At 67.6% G+C, this 15,768-nt stretch carries 11 protein-coding genes and 1 pseudogene; 8 read left to right on the forward strand and 4 right to left on the reverse strand.

Going from position 1 to position 15,768, the window contains the following annotated elements; genetic code table 11:
- Positions 1-113 precede the first annotated feature (113 nt).
- The gene (locus ACTOWK_RS09770; RefSeq protein ID WP_441329978.1) at positions 114-1,061 is read right to left on the reverse strand and encodes an extracellular catalytic domain type 1 short-chain-length polyhydroxyalkanoate depolymerase; all 948 of its coding nucleotides are present in this window, start codon (positions 1,059-1,061) and stop codon (positions 114-116) included.
- Positions 1,062-1,286: 225 nt separating this feature from the next.
- Here ACTOWK_RS09770 and ACTOWK_RS09775 point away from each other — a divergent pair, with 225 nt between their 5' ends.
- Positions 1,287-1,748: a MaoC family dehydratase gene (locus ACTOWK_RS09775; protein ID WP_441329979.1), complete on the forward strand. Its 462-nt coding sequence runs from the start codon at positions 1,287-1,289 to the stop codon at positions 1,746-1,748.
- A 30-nt stretch (positions 1,749-1,778) separates the two neighbouring features.
- Here the strand turns inward: ACTOWK_RS09775 and ACTOWK_RS09780 are convergent, their stop codons facing one another.
- Positions 1,779-2,741 carry a helix-turn-helix domain-containing protein gene (locus ACTOWK_RS09780; RefSeq protein ID WP_441329980.1) on the reverse strand — a complete coding sequence of 321 codons (963 nt, stop codon included), beginning with the start codon at positions 2,739-2,741 and terminating at the stop codon, positions 1,779-1,781.
- Positions 2,742-2,934: 193 nt separating this feature from the next.
- On the opposite strand from ACTOWK_RS09780, the gene ACTOWK_RS09785 reads away from it, so the two are divergent.
- The 5 genes from ACTOWK_RS09785 (at position 2,935) to ACTOWK_RS09805 (ending at position 9,477) form a co-directional block, all read left to right on the forward strand.
- Complete coding sequence (locus ACTOWK_RS09785) at positions 2,935-5,196, forward strand: TonB-dependent receptor (protein WP_441329981.1); 2,262 nt, start codon at positions 2,935-2,937, stop codon at positions 5,194-5,196.
- A gap of 93 nt (positions 5,197-5,289) precedes the next feature.
- Positions 5,290-6,177, forward strand: a complete 888-nt coding sequence (locus tag ACTOWK_RS09790) for an alpha/beta fold hydrolase (protein WP_441329982.1) — start codon at positions 5,290-5,292, stop codon at positions 6,175-6,177.
- Positions 6,178-6,275: 98 nt separating this feature from the next.
- The gene (locus ACTOWK_RS09795; protein ID WP_441329983.1) at positions 6,276-7,817 is read left to right on the forward strand and encodes a class I adenylate-forming enzyme family protein; all 1,542 of its coding nucleotides are present in this window, start codon (positions 6,276-6,278) and stop codon (positions 7,815-7,817) included.
- Positions 7,818-8,226: 409 nt separating this feature from the next.
- Positions 8,227-8,961, forward strand: a complete 735-nt coding sequence (locus tag ACTOWK_RS09800) for a DUF4386 domain-containing protein (protein ID WP_441329984.1) — start codon at positions 8,227-8,229, stop codon at positions 8,959-8,961.
- 186 nt (positions 8,962-9,147) lie between these two features.
- Entirely contained in the window at positions 9,148-9,477 is a 330-nt protein-coding gene (locus ACTOWK_RS09805; protein WP_441329985.1) for a DUF2834 domain-containing protein, read from the forward strand.
- A gap of 192 nt (positions 9,478-9,669) precedes the next feature.
- Here the strand turns inward: ACTOWK_RS09805 and fabV are convergent, their stop codons facing one another.
- Positions 9,670-10,875, reverse strand: coding sequence for an enoyl-ACP reductase FabV (gene fabV, locus ACTOWK_RS09810; RefSeq protein ID WP_441329986.1), 1,206 nt, complete (start codon positions 10,873-10,875; stop codon positions 9,670-9,672).
- A 578-nt stretch (positions 10,876-11,453) separates the two neighbouring features.
- On the opposite strand from fabV, the pseudogene ACTOWK_RS09815 reads away from it, so the two are divergent.
- Positions 11,454-13,172, forward strand: a pseudogene (locus ACTOWK_RS09815) (ArnT family glycosyltransferase); the annotation flags it as partial.
- Positions 13,173-13,507: 335 nt separating this feature from the next.
- Positions 13,508-14,497 carry a glycoside hydrolase family 6 protein gene (locus tag ACTOWK_RS09820; RefSeq protein WP_441329987.1) on the forward strand — a complete coding sequence of 330 codons (990 nt, stop codon included), beginning with the start codon at positions 13,508-13,510 and terminating at the stop codon, positions 14,495-14,497.
- A gap of 171 nt (positions 14,498-14,668) precedes the next feature.
- Here ACTOWK_RS09820 and ACTOWK_RS09825 read toward each other — a convergent pair whose 3' ends face one another.
- Complete coding sequence (locus ACTOWK_RS09825; RefSeq protein ID WP_441329988.1) at positions 14,669-15,658, reverse strand: GlxA family transcriptional regulator; 990 nt, start codon at positions 15,656-15,658, stop codon at positions 14,669-14,671.
- Between the last annotated feature and the right edge of the window lie 110 nt (positions 15,659-15,768).

The raw sequence follows: 15,768 nt of genomic DNA on the forward strand, positions 1-15,768 counted from the left end.
TGCCGCGCGGCAGTCATCTCGCCAGTTGAACAACAGGTGGAGGCGCCCAGGTGTCCAGGGAGTCGTACACGACGAAATCCTCGCGAACCCGGGCGCCGTCCAATCGCCGGGACTCAAGGCTTCGGGTGGGCGAGAAAGAAGTCCCAGGTGAGGTTGCTTGCATCGGGGCCGGAGGGATCGCCGTAGAGGCTGCACGGGCAGCCGCCCGGATAGGCATGGCCGGCGCCGTCGATCAGATAGGACTCGATCAAGGAAGGGCCGGCCGCCGCTGCACGATAGACCTTGTGGGTGTAGGAACGCCCGCCCGGTACCTGGCCCTGCACGACCTCGTCGGCGACGCTGTCGATGCCGGCGACGGTCGCCCACTGACCGACGATGCGTTCGGCCGTCGACGGCGCCACGACCAGGTCGGCGCTGCCCTGGAAAATCAGCGCGGGTACGGCGCGACGGCGACTGCCCATCTCGGCGATGGCCTTCTGGCCGGACACCTGCGGGGACTGCAACTGGAGGATGTCGCAGTCGTATTCGCAGCCGGCGAGAATGCTGGTCGCGGCGTACAGGTCGGGGTAGGCGACCGCCATGATGTTGGCCATGACCCCGCCGGCGGACACGCCGGTCACATAGATCCGCCGCGGGTCGACGCTGTAGCGCGAGCGCAGCTTGTTGGTGATGCCGGCGATGATCGAGGGCTCGCCGAGGCCGCGGTGCTGGTTGCTTTCCAGGTACCAGTTCCAGCAGCCGAGCGGGTTGGCGAGGTTGTTCTGGTCGGGGAATACCACGATGAAACCGCGCTGCTCGGCGAGCTGGGTCCAGCCCGACAGCAGTTCGAAACCGACATCGTTCTCGGTGCAGCCGTGCAGGGCCACCAGCATCGGCATCGGCACGCCGGGCCGGTAACTGGTCGGCACGTAGCCGTGGTAATCGCGGGCGCCGGCCAGGCTGACGTAGAGGTCGCGGAAATAGCCGGCCGCATACGCTGGCGCGGGGATCGACAACACGAACAGCAAGGCGGCGAGCGCGCAGAGGAAGCGTCGGCGCAGGGCCGTGGACGATTGCGACATGGCGGTGTCTCCTGGCGGTCGGAAGACCGCGTAGCCTTCGCGTTGTAGCCGCTTGAGACGTGCCCGGTTTCACCTCGGGCGTACCGTGTGTTGACCGCAGCAGATCGCATGCGCGAAGTGCAGGCGGCGGTCGCGAATCGGATCATGTCGAATCGGGGCGCCGTGGTCGGCCCGGGATGTCGCGCTAAGCTGGGCCGCACCGCATCCATCGGCTACGGACTCCGCATGACCCAGCGCTACAGCTTCGACACCCTCGGCGGACAAGTGGGGCAGGAACTCGGCGTGTCCGCCTGGCTGATCGTCGACCAGGCCATGATCGATCGATTCGCCGAGACCACCGGCGACCGCCAGTGGATCCATGTCGATGTCGAACGTTGCCGCAGGGAGAGTCCGTTCGGCGGCACCATCGCCCACGGTTTCCTGCTGCTGTCCTTGCTCGCGCCGCTGCAGATGCAGCTCGGCCTGCTGCCCGAGGACGTCTCGCGGACGATCAATGCCGGCCTGGGCGAGGTGCGGTTCCAGGCGCCGGTGTCGGCCGGCGAGCGTGTGCGGGTGCGGGTGACCCTGGCTTCGGTCGAAGCCAAGGGCGAGGGCCGCCTGCTGATGATCACCCGCAACATCATGGAAATTGACGGCAAGGACAAGCCGGCGTTGGTCGCCGAGATGGCGGCGATGCTGTATCGCTAGCGCGGGTGCTTGCGCTCGTCGGCGCGGCGTTCAATGGCGGCGCAGTTCGCTCGGCGAGACCCCGAAGTGCTGGCGGAACACCCGGCAGAAGTTCGATTGCGAACGGAAGCCGTTGCGGTAGGCGATCTCGGAGATCGGCAGTTTCGCCAGGGCCGCGTTGCTCAGCATGTCGTGGGCCTTGCCCAGGCGCAGCGCGCGCAGCCGTTCCATCACCGACTGCCCGCTGTCGCGGAACAAGCGGTGCAGATAGCCCTCGGAGATGCTGCAACGCTGGGCGATCATGTCCGCAGACAAGTCCTCGTTCGAGTAATGCGCCTCGATGAAATCCAGCGCGCGCTGCTTGTGCGCGGCGGCCAGGGACCGGTCGTCGCAGAAGGTACGCGAATCGCCGCGCAGCATCAGCGCGACCAGGTCGCACAACTGCGTGGTCAGCACTTGCGCCTCGCTTTCGCCGAGCTGTTTGGCCAGGCGGTCGATCTGCCGCGCATAGGCGCCGAGCAATTCCGCGCGTGGGTCGGTGCCGTCCAGCGGCGCCGAGAACACGGTCGGCAGATGCGACACGCGTTGCTGCAGCAGATGCGCCGGTATCAGGGTGTTGAAACTTTTGTAGCAGCCTTCCGGCTGGACTTCGCCGACCACCGCGGCGGAGATCAGATAGATGCGGTCCGGCACCAGGATCACTTCATGGCCGCCGACCACGTTGCGCGAGCTGCCGGCGGCGGGTAGGGCGAGTACGTAGTTCTGCGCCAGTCCCGACAGATGCTGCGGGGTGCGGCGCATGTGCAGGCCGCTGAGGGCGATGTGGTTGAGTTGCAGCGCGCCGACCGACTGGCTCGCCAGCCATCCCATACGGCCTTCGGGGCGGGTCAATTGAATGTCGGCGCTGCCGAAGCCGGGCGAATGCACCGTCGACCAGCCGCCCATCGCGACCCGGGGACTCGCCGCGCCCTTGGCGGGGAATGCAGTCGGCGCTGCAACCTCGGTTGCGAACATGGCGATCCCTCGGAGAACGGACGAGCGGCATCTTAGGAGCGTTGCGGCTCGCGCTGCATGCTGCGACGCAGCACGTCTGTGCACTCAGGGTCAATGCGGTGTGCTCCCGCGGTGGAACCGCGGCGAGGCGTCGCGGCTATGTTGCAGTCACGCAGTGGGCGGCGACGGCGACGCCCCAGGGGAATGGATCAAGATGAAGCACAGGCTTTTGAGCGTGGCGATCGGCGTGGCGATGTGGACGCAGTGGCCGGCGGTGCAGGCGCAGGAAATGCAGGCACAGGAAGTGCAGCAAGCCGGGACCGAAACCGAAGTCGGAATCGAAACCGCGTCGGTCGAATCGGAAAAGAAACCGACCCAGCTGGAATCGATCACGGTGACCGCGCGTAAACGCGAGGAAACCTTGCAGGACGTGCCGGTCGCGGTCAGCGCCTTCACCGCCTCGGCGCTGTTCAAGCAGAACGTGCAGACCCTCGCCGACCTGCAGGGCAAGGTGCCGTCGCTGCAGGTGTACGCCGCGCGCGGTTCCAACACTACCCTGACCGCCTACATCCGCGGCATCGGCCAGTCCGACCCGACCTGGGGTTTCGACCCGGCGGTGGGCGTATACCTCGACGACGTCTATCTGGCGCGGCCTCAAGGCGCCTTGCTCGACGTGTTCGACGTCAGCCGCATCGAGGTGCTGCGCGGCCCGCAGGGCAGTCTGTACGGCAAGAACACCATCGGCGGCGCGATCAAGTACGTATCGAGCCCGCTGCCCAAGAGCACCCAAGGTTCGATCGAGGCCACCGTCGGCACCCATGGCGAGCGCGGCGCCAAAGCCAGCCTCGGCGATGCCAGCGACGATGGCGTCTGGCGCGCCCGCGTCGCGGTCGCCAGCATGCACAACGACGGCTACGGCAAGAACCTGGTCCAGGACAGCCGCAACGGCAACAAGAACACCAACGCCGCGCGCGCCACCATTGGCTATTTCCCGTCCGACAGTTTCAATGTCGAACTCGCGCTCGACGGCATGCACGACAATTCCAATCCGCGCGGCGCCAAGATGTTGAAAGCCAACAAGTACTACCCGGCTTATCGACCGCTCGCCAGCGACTTCGACACCCGCAGCGCGATGGAGCAGATCAACCACAGCGAACTCGAAGGCGCGGCGCTGACCTTCAAATGGATCGCCAGCGCCGACTGGGCGTTCAAGTCGATCACCGCCTATCGCAGCTCATCGACCCAGAGCAATATCGATTTCGACACCTTGCCGGAACGGATCGGCGAGGCTTCCGGCGGCTACAGCGACCATCAGTTCAGCCAGGAGCTGCAGGCCAACTACGATGCCGGCGGCAAGCTCCACGGCGTGTTCGGCCTGTTCTACTTCAAGGGCGCGGCCGGCGGCATCAACCGCAGCACCTTCCTGGGCTCGCCGCCGTACACCGCGCTGCGGTTGTCGCAGTACGCGGTCAGCAGCGGGCGCATCGGCACCCGCAGCATCGCCGCCTACGGCGATTTCACCTGGGACATCGACCCGCAGTGGAGCCTCGACCTGGGGCTGCGCCTGACCGAGGAAACCAAGGACGCGCTGATCCAGAACTACGCCTACGCCGACGGCGCCTTCCAGGTGCCGATCGCCGAGCTGGCCGACTTCACCGGCTCCAACACCTCGCGCAACGTCTCGCCGAAGCTGTCGCTGGCCTGGCGCGCCAACGATCACGTCAACCTGTACGCCAGTTACAACGCCGGCTTCCATTCCGGCGGCTACAACATCCGCGCCAACTGCGCGGTGATCCCGGCCTCGTGCCGGCCGATCGACGACGAAAAGGTCCAGTCCTTTGAGCTGGGCAGCAAGATGACCTTCTTCGACGACCGCCTGATGATCAACACCTCGTTGTTCCGCAACGACTACAGCAACATCCAGCTGTCGGTGTTCACCTCCTACACCTTGCCGAACGGCAGCCCGGGGTTCTTCGGCGATTTCACCAACGCCGGCAAGGGCACCATCCAGGGGCTGGAGCAGGAGTTCGCCTGGAAGCCGTCCGAGCATTGGACGCTCAGCGGCAACGTCGCCTACCTGCACAGCAAGTACGACGAGTACCGCAGCGGCGGCGTCGACATCGCCGACAGCCAGCGCTTCACCAACGCGCCGAAATGGTCGGGCGGGTTGAGCCTGGACGCGCTGTATCCGCTCGCCGACGGCGGCAGCCTCGGCGGCCGCATCAATTACAGCTACCAGAGCAAGACTTATCCCGAGACCACCTTGTCGCCGCTGATCGCGCAGCCGGCCTACGGCTTGTGGAACGCCGGTTTGATCTGGCAGATCAACCAGCCCTGGACCTTGAGCCTGCAGGGCACGAACCTGGGCAACAAGTCGTATCGCAGCACCGGCTATCACATCGCCGCGCTCGACATCGTCACCGGCTTCTACGGCGCGCCGCGCACCGTGAGCCTGTCGGCGCGCTACGAGTTCTGAACTGCTCTCGCCGCGGACACCGCGATGAGCGTTTCGATCGGTCCTCGCCCAGGGCCGATCGCTCTTTCGTTGTCACAGGAATCCCCACCCACCATGTCGGCCGAACCTTACGACGCATTGCATTGGCACAGTCGCGACGGACTGCGGTTGTTCGCCCGCGATTACCCTGCCGCGGTTTATGCCGACGCGAAGCCGCGCTGCCCGGTGATCTGCATTCCGGGGCTGACCCGGAACTCGGCCGATTTCGACGAGATCGCCACGGTGCTCGCCGCGGCCGGGCGGCGCGTGCTGGCGGTGGACCTGCGCGGCCGCGGCCGTTCGCAATACGCCGAGGATCCCTCGACTTACAGCGCCGACCGCTATGCGCTCGACATCCTCGACCTGATGGCGGCGCAGTCGATCCCGCGCGCGGTCTTCATCGGCACCTCGCTCGGCGTGTGGGTGACGATGACCGTGGCGGTGAAGCAGCCGGCCGCGGTCGTGGCGGCGGTGCTCAACGACGCCGGCCCGCAAGCGCCGAAGTCGGCGCTGGACCGGATCGCGCGCTACGCCGGGGTGCCGGTGCCGCCGATGACGCGCGAGGACGCGGCGGCCTACATCGAACGCATCGGCAGCGCCGCTTACCCGAAGTACGCGCGCGCGGACTGGGCGCGGATGATCGAGCGCATGTTCCGGGTCCGCGACGACGGTCTGCTGGTGCTCGACTACGATCCCAAGATCATCCGCACGGTCAGCCCGACCAAGCTGTGGCTGCTGCGGCCGTTGATGTGGCACCTCTATCGCAAGCTCGCCGCCGGCCGGCCGATCCTGCTGCTGCGCGGCGCCTTGTCCGACATTCTCGAAGCCAAGACCGCCCGGCGCATGGCCGCGGTGTCGCCGCTGGTGCGCCTGGTCGAAGTGCCCGACGTCGGCCATGCGCCGTCGCTGTCGGAACTGGATGCCCGGATCGGCATAGAAACCTTGCTCGACGTTGCGGATTGAGACCGCGGCACTGTCTGCAGGCGTCGATGCCATCAATCTGGTCGCGACGCATGCCGAGCGCAGCGACCCCAGCGTTCCCGCGACCCGGAGACTTATCCATGTTGGATACACCGCAACCACTGCTGCCCGAGATCTTCGCCCTGCACGGCCGTTGGCGCGCGCGTTCGCCGGCGATCGTCGCACCGCACCGGACCCTGGACTGGCACGGCCTGGACCGCAGCACCAACCGCATCGCCAATGCCCTGCTCGGCGCAGGTGCGCGCCACGGCGACCGCGTGGCGCTGCTGATGTCCAATTGCATCGAGATGGCCGAACTGATCGTCGGCATCATGAAGGCCGGCTGCGTCGCGGTGCCGCTCAACAGCGCGATCAGCGCCGACAGCGCGGCGGCCATGCTGGCCGATTCGGGCGCCGCCTTCGTGTTCGCGACGAGCGATCATGTGGCCCGCGTCGGCGCGATCGCCGGCATCGCCCGCATCGAAGTCGTCGCAGAGGGAGCCCAGGCCGCGGCCGGTTGGCGGGCGTATCCGGATTGGCTCGGCGCTGCCGACGGGCATCCGCCCGAGGTGCCGCTGTCCGCGTCCGACCTGTGCAACATCATCTATTCCTCCGGCACCACCGGCGAGCCGAAAGGTATCGTCCACACGCATGGGACCCGTGCGGCCTGGGCCTACGACGCGGCGCTGGCGCTGCGTTATCACGCCGGCGCCCGCACCTTGCTGGTCACCGGCCTGTACTCGAACATCACCTGGGCGGCCTTGCTCGGCACCTGGTTGAGCGGCGGCACGGTGGTGTTGCGGCATGTCTTCGAGGCCGCCGACACCCTGGCGACGATCGCGCGCGAACGCATCACCCACACCGCGATGGTGCCGGTGCAGTACCAGCGTCTGCTCGATCACCCGCAGTTCCCGGCGACCGACCGCTCCTCGCTGCAGGCGATCATGAGCGTGGGGTCGTCGCTGCCGCTGGCGACCAAGGCCGGCCTGATCGAGACCTGCCGCTGCGACGTGATCGAGGTTTACGGCACCACCGAAGGCATCATCACCGCGCTCGACCCGGAGGATGCCGAAGGCCATCTCGCTTCGGTCGGCAAGCCTTTGCCCGGCGTCGACCTGCGCATCCTCGACGAGCACGACCGCCCGCTCGCAGCCGGCGAGGCCGGCGAGATTGTCGGCCGCAGCCGTTTCGCGATGTCGGGCTATTGGCGACGGCCCGAGGCGACCGCGCAGGCCTTATGGATCGACGAGGCGGGGCGCACCTGGCTGCGCACCGGCGACATCGGCCGTCTCGACGAAGAAGGTTATCTCTACATTCTCGACCGCAAGAAGGACCTGATCATCTCCGGCGGCCAGAACATCTATCCGGCCGATATCGAGGCGGTGCTGATGCAGCACGCCGCGATCGCCGAGTGCGCGGTGATCGGCGTGCCGAGCCCGGTCTGGGGCGAATCGCCTCTGGCCCTGGTGATCGTCAAGGACGCGCAGGCCGGCGACGGTGAGGCGATCAAGCACTGGCTCAACCAGCGGGTCGGCAAACAGCAGCGGGTGGCCGCGGTCGAGATCCGCGATCACCTGCCGCGCAACCCGACCGGCAAGCTGCTCAAGCGCGAGTTGCGCGCGCCGTATTGGCCCCGCGCCTGAGCTTCGCTGCGGTCATGCCGCTTGCGCGAGCGATGCCGGGCGGCGCTCGAACGGCGCACATCGATCGAGCGTGCAATCCTCGAGTCAGGCATAGAGATGCACGGGCGCATCCATCGGGATGCTATCCCCCGGATAGGTCGGTCTACCTCGCGAGATCTCCCCTTACAGCCGTGCCACGGCAATCCTTCGTCCATGACTAGTGGACGATGCGCGCATCCCGGCTTTAGGCAACGATCCGCGAACGACCCGCGCTCGACCCTGCGGTCCGGCAGCCGATAGCAGCGATCGGATAAATCGATGAAACCCTATCGGGCGCGGGCCGACCCTTCGTCGAGACAAGGGTTCGCATGGACGCGGTAGCCGGCGATGCGTCCGGGGCAAGCCGCTGCGCCGATCAAGGGGATAGAACATGGGCAGGACCGAAGGCAAGGGCATGAACAAGCGCTTGGCGAGAGCGGCAGGCGCGCTATACCTGGTCGTCGTCTTGAGCGGCATCTTCAGCCTGGCCTACGTGCCGTCGCAATTGTTCGTGCGAGGCGATGCATCGTCGACGGTTGGCAATATCGTCGCCGCGCTGCCGCTGTTCCGGTTCGGCATCGCCGCGGGCCTGGTCTGCTACACGGCCTTTTTGTTGCTGCCGTTCGTCCTGTACCGACTGCTCAGCCCCGTTCATAGGAATGCCGCGGTGCTGATGGTGGTTCTGGCGGTCGTCAGTGTGCCGATTTCCTTCGTCAACCTGTTCCACAAGCTCGATGTGCTGTCGCTGTTGAGCGGAGCGGATCATCTGCGGGCATTCACGACGGAGCAGTTGCAGGCACAGGTGATGCTTTCACTCGCGGGCTACAGCAACGGAATACTCGTGTGCAAACTCTTATGGGGGTTGTGGCTGCTTCCGTTCGGCTATCTGGTGTTCAAGTCCGGCTTCCTGCCGAAGATCCTGGGCATCTTGTTGATGATGGGATGTTTCGGGTACTCGATCGACGTTTTCGCGCGGTTGCTGATACCCGGGTTCACGGAAACCGCTTTCGCGGGCGTCGTCAGCTTGCCGGCCTCCTTGGGAGAGATCGGTACCTGCCTATGGTTGCTCATCATGGGCGCGCGCGACTCGAACCACCCGGCCGCTTCGGGCCATCCTGCGGTATAGCGATTCGTTCGCGACGCCGCTCCCAGACCGTGCTGCGATAGCTGTGGCATCGTTCGCCCGATCCTCGGCGGGTAGGGTGGTTTCGGCTCAAGGGCGGTGCTCAGAGCGGGCGAGCCGCTGAAGGCGGCCCTTCGGTCCCACGCCGAGTTCGTTGCAAGGCGCTTCCCATCACACGGCAGGACGACGATGAAACTCAGGCATCTGTATCTGTTGCTGTGCGTGCCCGGCGCGCTGTTGCCTTATGCGCAGTTGCTGCCGTGGTTGGCCGAGCACGGCCCGGATCTGCCGCGCTTGTTCGCCGAGCTGTTTTCCACGCGCATCGGCGGTTTCTTCGGCATGGACGTGCTGGTTTCGGCCTTGGTGCTGTTGCTGTTCGTGGTAAGCGAAGGGGGCCGTCTGCGCGTGCGCCGCCTGTGGGCGCCGATCGCGGCGACCCTGCTCGTGGGGGTCTCGCTCGGGCTGCCGTTGTTCCTGTACCAGCGGCAGGCGACACTCGATGCCGGCGCGAATCGTTGAGATTTCGGCCCGAACCCGAGACGGAGGGACCATGCATTCGCATCGGTCTAAGGACGGTCTTCGCGGCAAGCGCTAGCGCGGCCGGGGGCTGGGCTTGAGCTGTCTGCGCCGGAGCCGAAGCTCCGCGCCCGGTCGGGCGCGAAGCGGGCGCCCGAGCGGGCGCCCTGTACTGCGTTACGAGATGCCGCGCACTCAGAGCTCGATGCAGTCGAACTTCACCTCGGGATCGACCTCGGCGTCGTAGTCGACGTCGCTGCGCTCGAAGCCGAACAGCTTGAGGAACTCGTGCTTGTAGGCGGCGTAATCGGTGAGCTCGAACAGGTTCTCGGTGGTGACCTGCGGCCACAGCGCCTTGCAGGTGTCCTGGACGTCGTCGCGCAGTTCCCAGTCGTCCAGGCGCAGGCGCTGCTCTTCGTCGGTCTCCGGCGCTAGTCCGTCTTCGCGGTAGAGGCGCTCGCGGAACAAGCGGTTGAGCTGGTCGCCGGTGCCTTCGTGCAGGCCCTTTTCCTTCATCACCTTGAACACCAGCGAGATGTACAGCGGCATCACCGGGATGGCCGCGCTGGCCTGGGTCACCACCGATTTCAGCACCGCCACGTTGGCGCCGCCGTCGATCTTGCGCAGGCGTGCATCCAGGCGCTGCGCGGTCTGGTCGAGGTCGACCTTGGCCTTGCCGAGCGCGCCGTGCCAGTAGATCGGCCAGGTGATTTCGGTGCCGATGTAGCTGAAGGCGACGGTGCGCGCACCCGGCGCCAGCACGCCGGCGCGTTCGAGCGCGTCGATCCACAGTTCCCAGTCCTGCCCGCCCATCACCGTGACGGTGTCTTCGATCTCCTGCTCGGTGGCGGGCTCGACCGTGGCCTGGATGATGGTGTCCTTGTTGGTGTCGATCGCGGTCGAGACGTAGGGCTCGCCGATGGTCTTCAGCGCCGAGCGCTTGAGCTCGCCGGTGTCGGGCAGCTTGCGCACCGGCGAGGCCAGCGAGTACACGATCAGGTCGATCTGGCCGCCCATCTCGTTCTTGATCAGCTCGATGGCGGTATCGCGCGCTTCGTTGGAGAAGGCGTCGCCGTTGATCGACTTGCTATACAGGCCTTCGGCCTTGGCGAACTTGTCGAACGCGGCCGAGTTGTACCAGCCGGCGGTGCCGGCCTTCTTGTCGCTGCCGGGCTTCTCGAAGAACACGCCGAGGGTGTCGGCGCCGAAGCCGAACGCGGCGGTGATGCGCGCGGCCAGGCCGTAGCCGCTGGACGCGCCGATCACCAGCACCTTCTTCGGTCCGTCCTTGCGCACGCCGCGCGCGCGCGTGGCTTCGATCTGCTCGCGTACGTTGAGCTCGCAGCCGAGCGGGTGCGTGGTGGTGCAGATGAAGCCGCGAACCTTGGGGTGGATGATCAACTGGTCTACCTCGTCGTCGATGGGGCGTCCGCGGCATCGCCATGCGCGCCGCGGGCTTGAGAATGCTGCCGTCGCGGTCGCAGGCGAGCCGCCTCGCGTGCGCCGCGAGCGGCCGTCCGATCGCGGCCGGGCCGTTGCGGCGGGGCCCGGGCTCCGGGTCGGGACGGCGCGCGGCCGTCGGCCGGTCGCGGCGAAAAGTATGCCCCGAACGCGTGCGCTCGCCCAGCCGAGGTCGCGATGCGCACCGCGCCGGGCCTGCGACGGCTGTTTCCGAACGGTGGCGTATTGCGCATCATGGGCGCCGTTGCGCACGACGCGCCTGCGGTGGCCTGTGAAGGTCGAAGGCCGGGTTTCCGACATGGGTCGGACATCGGGGATGCCAGCATTCGCCGAGGGCGTGCCTTGCCGATGCAGGCGTGGTCATGCGAGCCGAGCGAGCCGTCATGCCGGGGCCGCGATCGGCCTCGGTACAATGCCGGCGCTTCGCCTTCCGGGCGTTCGCAGCGGTGCGAGCGCCGGATCGGCCCGCGCTTTGCTGCGGGGCTCTGCTTCAAGACCATGCCACTACCGATCAACCGATGACTACGATCTTGCACAGTGCCGCGCTACATCGAGTCGCCAGACGCAACCAGACCCTGCTGTTCTGGGTGCTGGCGGTGCTGGTGCTCGGCGTCGGGCTGGGCCTGCGCGATCCCTGGCCGGCCGACGAGCCGCGTTTCGCCCTCGTCGCCAAGCAGATGATCGAGAGCGGCGATTGGCTGTTCCCGCATCGCGGCCACGAGCTGTATTCGGACAAGCCGCCGTTGTTCATGTGGCTGCAGGCTGCGGCGTATCAGGTGTTCGGCGAATGGCGCATCGCCTTCCTGCTGCCGTCGCTGCTCGCCTCGCTGGGCACCCTGTGGTGTGTGGTCGATCTCGGCCGCCGCCTGTGGACACGCCGCGTCGGCCTGTACGCCGGCTACGCGCTGCTGTTCGCCTTGCAATTCACCTGGCAGGCGAAGAAGGCCCAGATCGATCCCCTGGTGGTGTTCTGGATCACCTTGGCCAACTACGGTTTGCTGCGCCACGTGCTGATCAGCGCACGCAAGCGCGGGCCGGACTGGCCGATGTGGATGCTGGGCTGGGCGGCCGCGGGACTGGGCACGATCAGCAAGGGCGTCGGCGCGATCGCTTTGTTGATATTGGTCCCGGCCGCCTTCGCCTCGCTGCGCGGCTGGAACGTGAAGCTGCATGCGAACAGGGCGAAGTTCTGGCTCGGGCCGCTGGCTTTCGTATTGGCAGCCGGCGTCTGGCTGGTACCGCTGGCGATCGCCGCGCTGGGCCCGGACGGCGGCCAGTACGCGGCCTATCTCGACGATATCCTGGTGCGCCAGACCGCCAAGCGTTATGGCGCGTCCTGGGATCACGGCCAGCCGAGCTGGTACTTCCTGGAAGTGATGGCGACGATGTGGTTGCCGACCATGCTGGCCTTGCCGTGGGCGTTGCCGGCCTGGCGCCGGCGCCTGCGCCGCCACGACGCGCGCTATCTGTTGCCGCTGGCGTGGTGGCTGCTGGTCTTGTTGTTCTTCAGTATCCCCGGCGGCAAGCGCGACATGTACATCCTGCCGGCGCTGCCGATGGTCGCGTTGGCGCTGGCGCCGTTGCTGCCGGGGCTGTTGCGCAAGGCTTCGGCGCAGCGAGTCGCGCTCGGCTTCACCGCGGTGTTGTCCGGGCTGTTGCTGATCGGCGGCCTGGCGATGTGGTTCGGCGATCCCGGGTTCGAACGGCGCTTCGTCGCCGAGCGCTCGCTCGAGGACGTGTCCTCGGCGTTGGCCGCCAGCGTCGCCGCGGTCGGAGGTTGGGGGCTGACCTGCCTGCTGTGGAGCGGGCGCCGCCGCGCCTTCGCCGGCATGATCGCGATGCTCGCCGGCTTGTGGGTGGTGTTCGGCCTGGTCATGGCGCCGCTGCTCAACGACTCCTCGTCCGCACGCGGCCTGATGAGTGAGGTGGGCAAACGCATCGGGCCGTCCGCCGAACTGGGCCTGGTGGCCTGGCGCGAGCAGAACCTGCTGATGGCCGACCGGTCGGTCGCCGAGTTCGGCTTCAAGGCGATCTTCCCGGTGCAGATGCGGCGCGGACTGGAATGGCAGCGAGAGTCGCCGCAGACGCGTTGGCTGCTGGTGCAAGACATCGCATTGGCGGCGTGCATCGACACTTCCCGCACCCAGCACCTGGGGCATGCGAATCGCCGCGGCTGGACCCTGGTGCCGGGCAGCGCGACGCTCGGCTGCACCTGGGCGAGCGCCGAGCATGCTCTGAGCATGGACTGGGATGTCTGCCTGGCGCCCGTGGTCGCCGATGCCTGCAGCCTGCGCGGGCTCGGCAGCGCATCCGGTACGCACTCCGGTCTCGGACGCGAGCTCGGAGGCTGCGCCCGCGCGGCGGCCCTCGAAGCGCTATAGCGGTGCACGGTCCGCAGTAACTGCCGCGCGGCAAGCGTGCGCTCGGTGGCGGAACCCGATCTCTGCGGCACTTTCGCCAAGACGGATGCTCGAAAGTGTGAGGCGCTTGGAAGAGCCCGGCCGGTTTCGAGGTCACCTTCTGCGTCATCGGTTCGCGCAGGTCGCGCAGCCGGACATGTGCAGGAGGATTCATGCATCGATATTCCATGGCCGGCCCCGCGGCTCGCCCGCGGCGGCAGCGCCGTTTCGTCGCGGGCGTCGTCGCCCTGTGCTTCGCCGCATTGGCGCCGAGCGCAGCGACCGCGGCCAATCAGAGCGGCGGCTTCTATGTCGACCCGTACTCGAACCCGGCGATCTGGGTGCGCGACCATGCCGGCGATGCGCGCGCGACGCGGATCGGCAGCGCGATCGCGACCCGGCCGATGGCGCGTTGGTTCGGCAACTGGAGCGGCACCATCAATACCGCGGTCGCCAGCTTTGTCGGCGCGGCGCAGGCCGCGGACAAGCTGCCGATCCTGGTCGCCTACAACATTCCGGGCCGCGATTGCGGCAGCCATTCCGGCGGCGGCGCCGGCAGTCCCGAGGCCTATCGCGCCTGGATCTCCGGCTTTGCCGCGGGCATCGGCAGCCGCCGCGCGGTGGTGGTGATCGAGCCCGATGCCCTGGCCCAGCTGGATTGCCTGCCCGCAGATCAGCGCACGATCCGCACCGGCCTGCTGCAATACGCTGCGAGCGAGTTCAAGTTGCGCGCGCCGAATGCGTTGGTCTACCACGACGGCGGCAACGCCCGCTGGATCGGCGCCGACGAAATGGCGCGGCGCCTGAACTCGGCCGGGGTCAAAGGCATTCGCGGTTTCGCCCTGAACGTGTCGAACTACTACCCCACCGCCGAGTCGAATGCTTACGGCGCCGCGGTCGCCGGCGCCCTGCAGCGGCAGTTCGGTTACCCCAAGCCGTTCCTGGTCGACACCAGCCGCAACGGCAACGGCTCCAACGGCGAGTGGTGCAACCCGCCCGGCCGCAAGCTCGGCACGGTGTCGCAGAACAGCGGCAGCGGTGCGGAGATGCTGTTGTGGATCAAGGTGCCGGGCGACTCCGACGGCAATTGCGGCATCGCGCCGGGCATCCCGGCCGGGCAGTTCTCGCCCGATATCGCGATACGTCTGATCGACGGGCGCTGAGGCGCGTAGCGCTTTAAAGGGTAGGAGCGGCGCGAGCCGCGACCGCGAAACCGCGGCTGCCGGCGCAGCCCGCGTGGAGCCGGAAGGCGATCCCATCATGGCGAATGCATTCGTCGCCTGCATGTCGTGGCGCCGCATGCCGAAACTTCGTAGTCGCGGCTCGCGCCGCTCCTACCCTGAGGATGCCGGGTATTGGTTCGTGCGAAACCGGCTCGGCGTGGCGCCGGTGGCCTTGCGCATCAGCCGCCGCAACGCGGTCGCATCCTCGTAGCCGACCTGCGCGGCGACCTGTTCGATGCTCATGCGGCTGGTCTCGATCAAGCGCCGCGCGCGGTTCAGGCGCACGCTCTGGATCAGGGCCAACGCGGTCCGGCCGGTGGCGGCACGCACGTGCCGGGCCAGGGTTCTCGGCGACATCGCGAACTCCGCGGCGAGCTCGGGCAGGCTCGGCGGATGCGGCAGTGCCGACTCGATGCGTCGGGTCAGCCGGGCCACCAACTCGTTGCCGCTCGCCAGCATCGACGGGATCACGAACGGCGCCTGCGCCTGGCGGCCGTCGAGCAACAACAGCTTGGCGACGACCTCGGCCAGCTCGCTGCCGAAGCGGGTGCGCAGCAAGTGCAGCATCAGGTCCGACTGGGCGAAGGCCGCACCGGCGGTGCTGACCGGCCCGTCGCTGCAGACCATGCGGTCGGCATCCACGCTGCAATCGGGGGCGATGCGTTGCAGCTCCGCCGCCAACCACCACGAAGTCGTGACCCGGCGTCCGTGCAGCAGGCCGGCCGCCTGCAGCAGGAACACCGCCGAGCACGAGGCGGCGACGCGGCCGCCTCGTGCGGCGTGCCGACGCAGCGCGGCGATCGCACGCTGCGCATCGGCGCGGATCAGGCGAGCGGCGAGTTGCGCCGGCTGGTCCACGCCCAGTCCCGGCACGACCCAGGTCGAGGCGTCGTCGCGCACCCGGGCGGGGATCGCACGGCTGTCGACCCGCAGACCGTTGCCGAGGAGCACGCTGCCGCCGTCGGGCGACAGTACCCGCCAGCTCGGCCGCGGCGTTTTCAGCCGGGGCGCGAGCGCGGCGGCGGCGCCGAGCAGGTCGAGGGTGACGGCGGCGCTGCTGGCGTAGGCGCCGGGCAGGATCAGGACGGTGAAATCGTGCATGGCCGGAAACGCCCGAAACATGTCCAAGCGGACACTCGAAGTCTAGCGCCCGGCGGGTTGCAATGCGCCTGTGCCGATGTCGCCGCATGCGCTGCGGCCGATCAAAGGAA

This window comes from Lysobacter sp. CA196, assembly GCF_052078695.1.
Taxonomy (GTDB): Bacteria; Pseudomonadota; Gammaproteobacteria; order Xanthomonadales; family Xanthomonadaceae; genus Lysobacter.

Excerpts from the sequence above, each read along its gene's own strand:
- ACTOWK_RS09790 (WP_441329982.1), top strand. The coding sequence starts at position 5,290 with ATGTCGGCCGAACCTTACGACGCATTGCATTGGCACAGTCGCGACGGA.
- ACTOWK_RS09775 (WP_441329979.1), top strand. The coding sequence starts at position 1,287 with ATGACCCAGCGCTACAGCTTCGACACCCTCGGCGGACAAGTGGGGCAG.
- ACTOWK_RS09795 (WP_441329983.1), top strand. The coding sequence starts at position 6,276 with ATGTTGGATACACCGCAACCACTGCTGCCCGAGATCTTCGCCCTGCAC.
- ACTOWK_RS09785 (WP_441329981.1), top strand. The coding sequence starts at position 2,935 with ATGAAGCACAGGCTTTTGAGCGTGGCGATCGGCGTGGCGATGTGGACG.
- ACTOWK_RS09820 (WP_441329987.1), top strand. The coding sequence starts at position 13,508 with ATGCATCGATATTCCATGGCCGGCCCCGCGGCTCGCCCGCGGCGGCAG.
- ACTOWK_RS09770 (WP_441329978.1), bottom strand. The coding sequence starts at position 1,061 with ATGTCGCAATCGTCCACGGCCCTGCGCCGACGCTTCCTCTGCGCGCTC.
- ACTOWK_RS09800 (WP_441329984.1), top strand. The coding sequence starts at position 8,227 with ATGGGCAGGACCGAAGGCAAGGGCATGAACAAGCGCTTGGCGAGAGCG.
- ACTOWK_RS09780 (WP_441329980.1), bottom strand. The coding sequence starts at position 2,741 with ATGTTCGCAACCGAGGTTGCAGCGCCGACTGCATTCCCCGCCAAGGGC.
- ACTOWK_RS09825 (WP_441329988.1), bottom strand. The coding sequence starts at position 15,658 with ATGCACGATTTCACCGTCCTGATCCTGCCCGGCGCCTACGCCAGCAGC.
- ACTOWK_RS09805 (WP_441329985.1), top strand. The coding sequence starts at position 9,148 with ATGAAACTCAGGCATCTGTATCTGTTGCTGTGCGTGCCCGGCGCGCTG.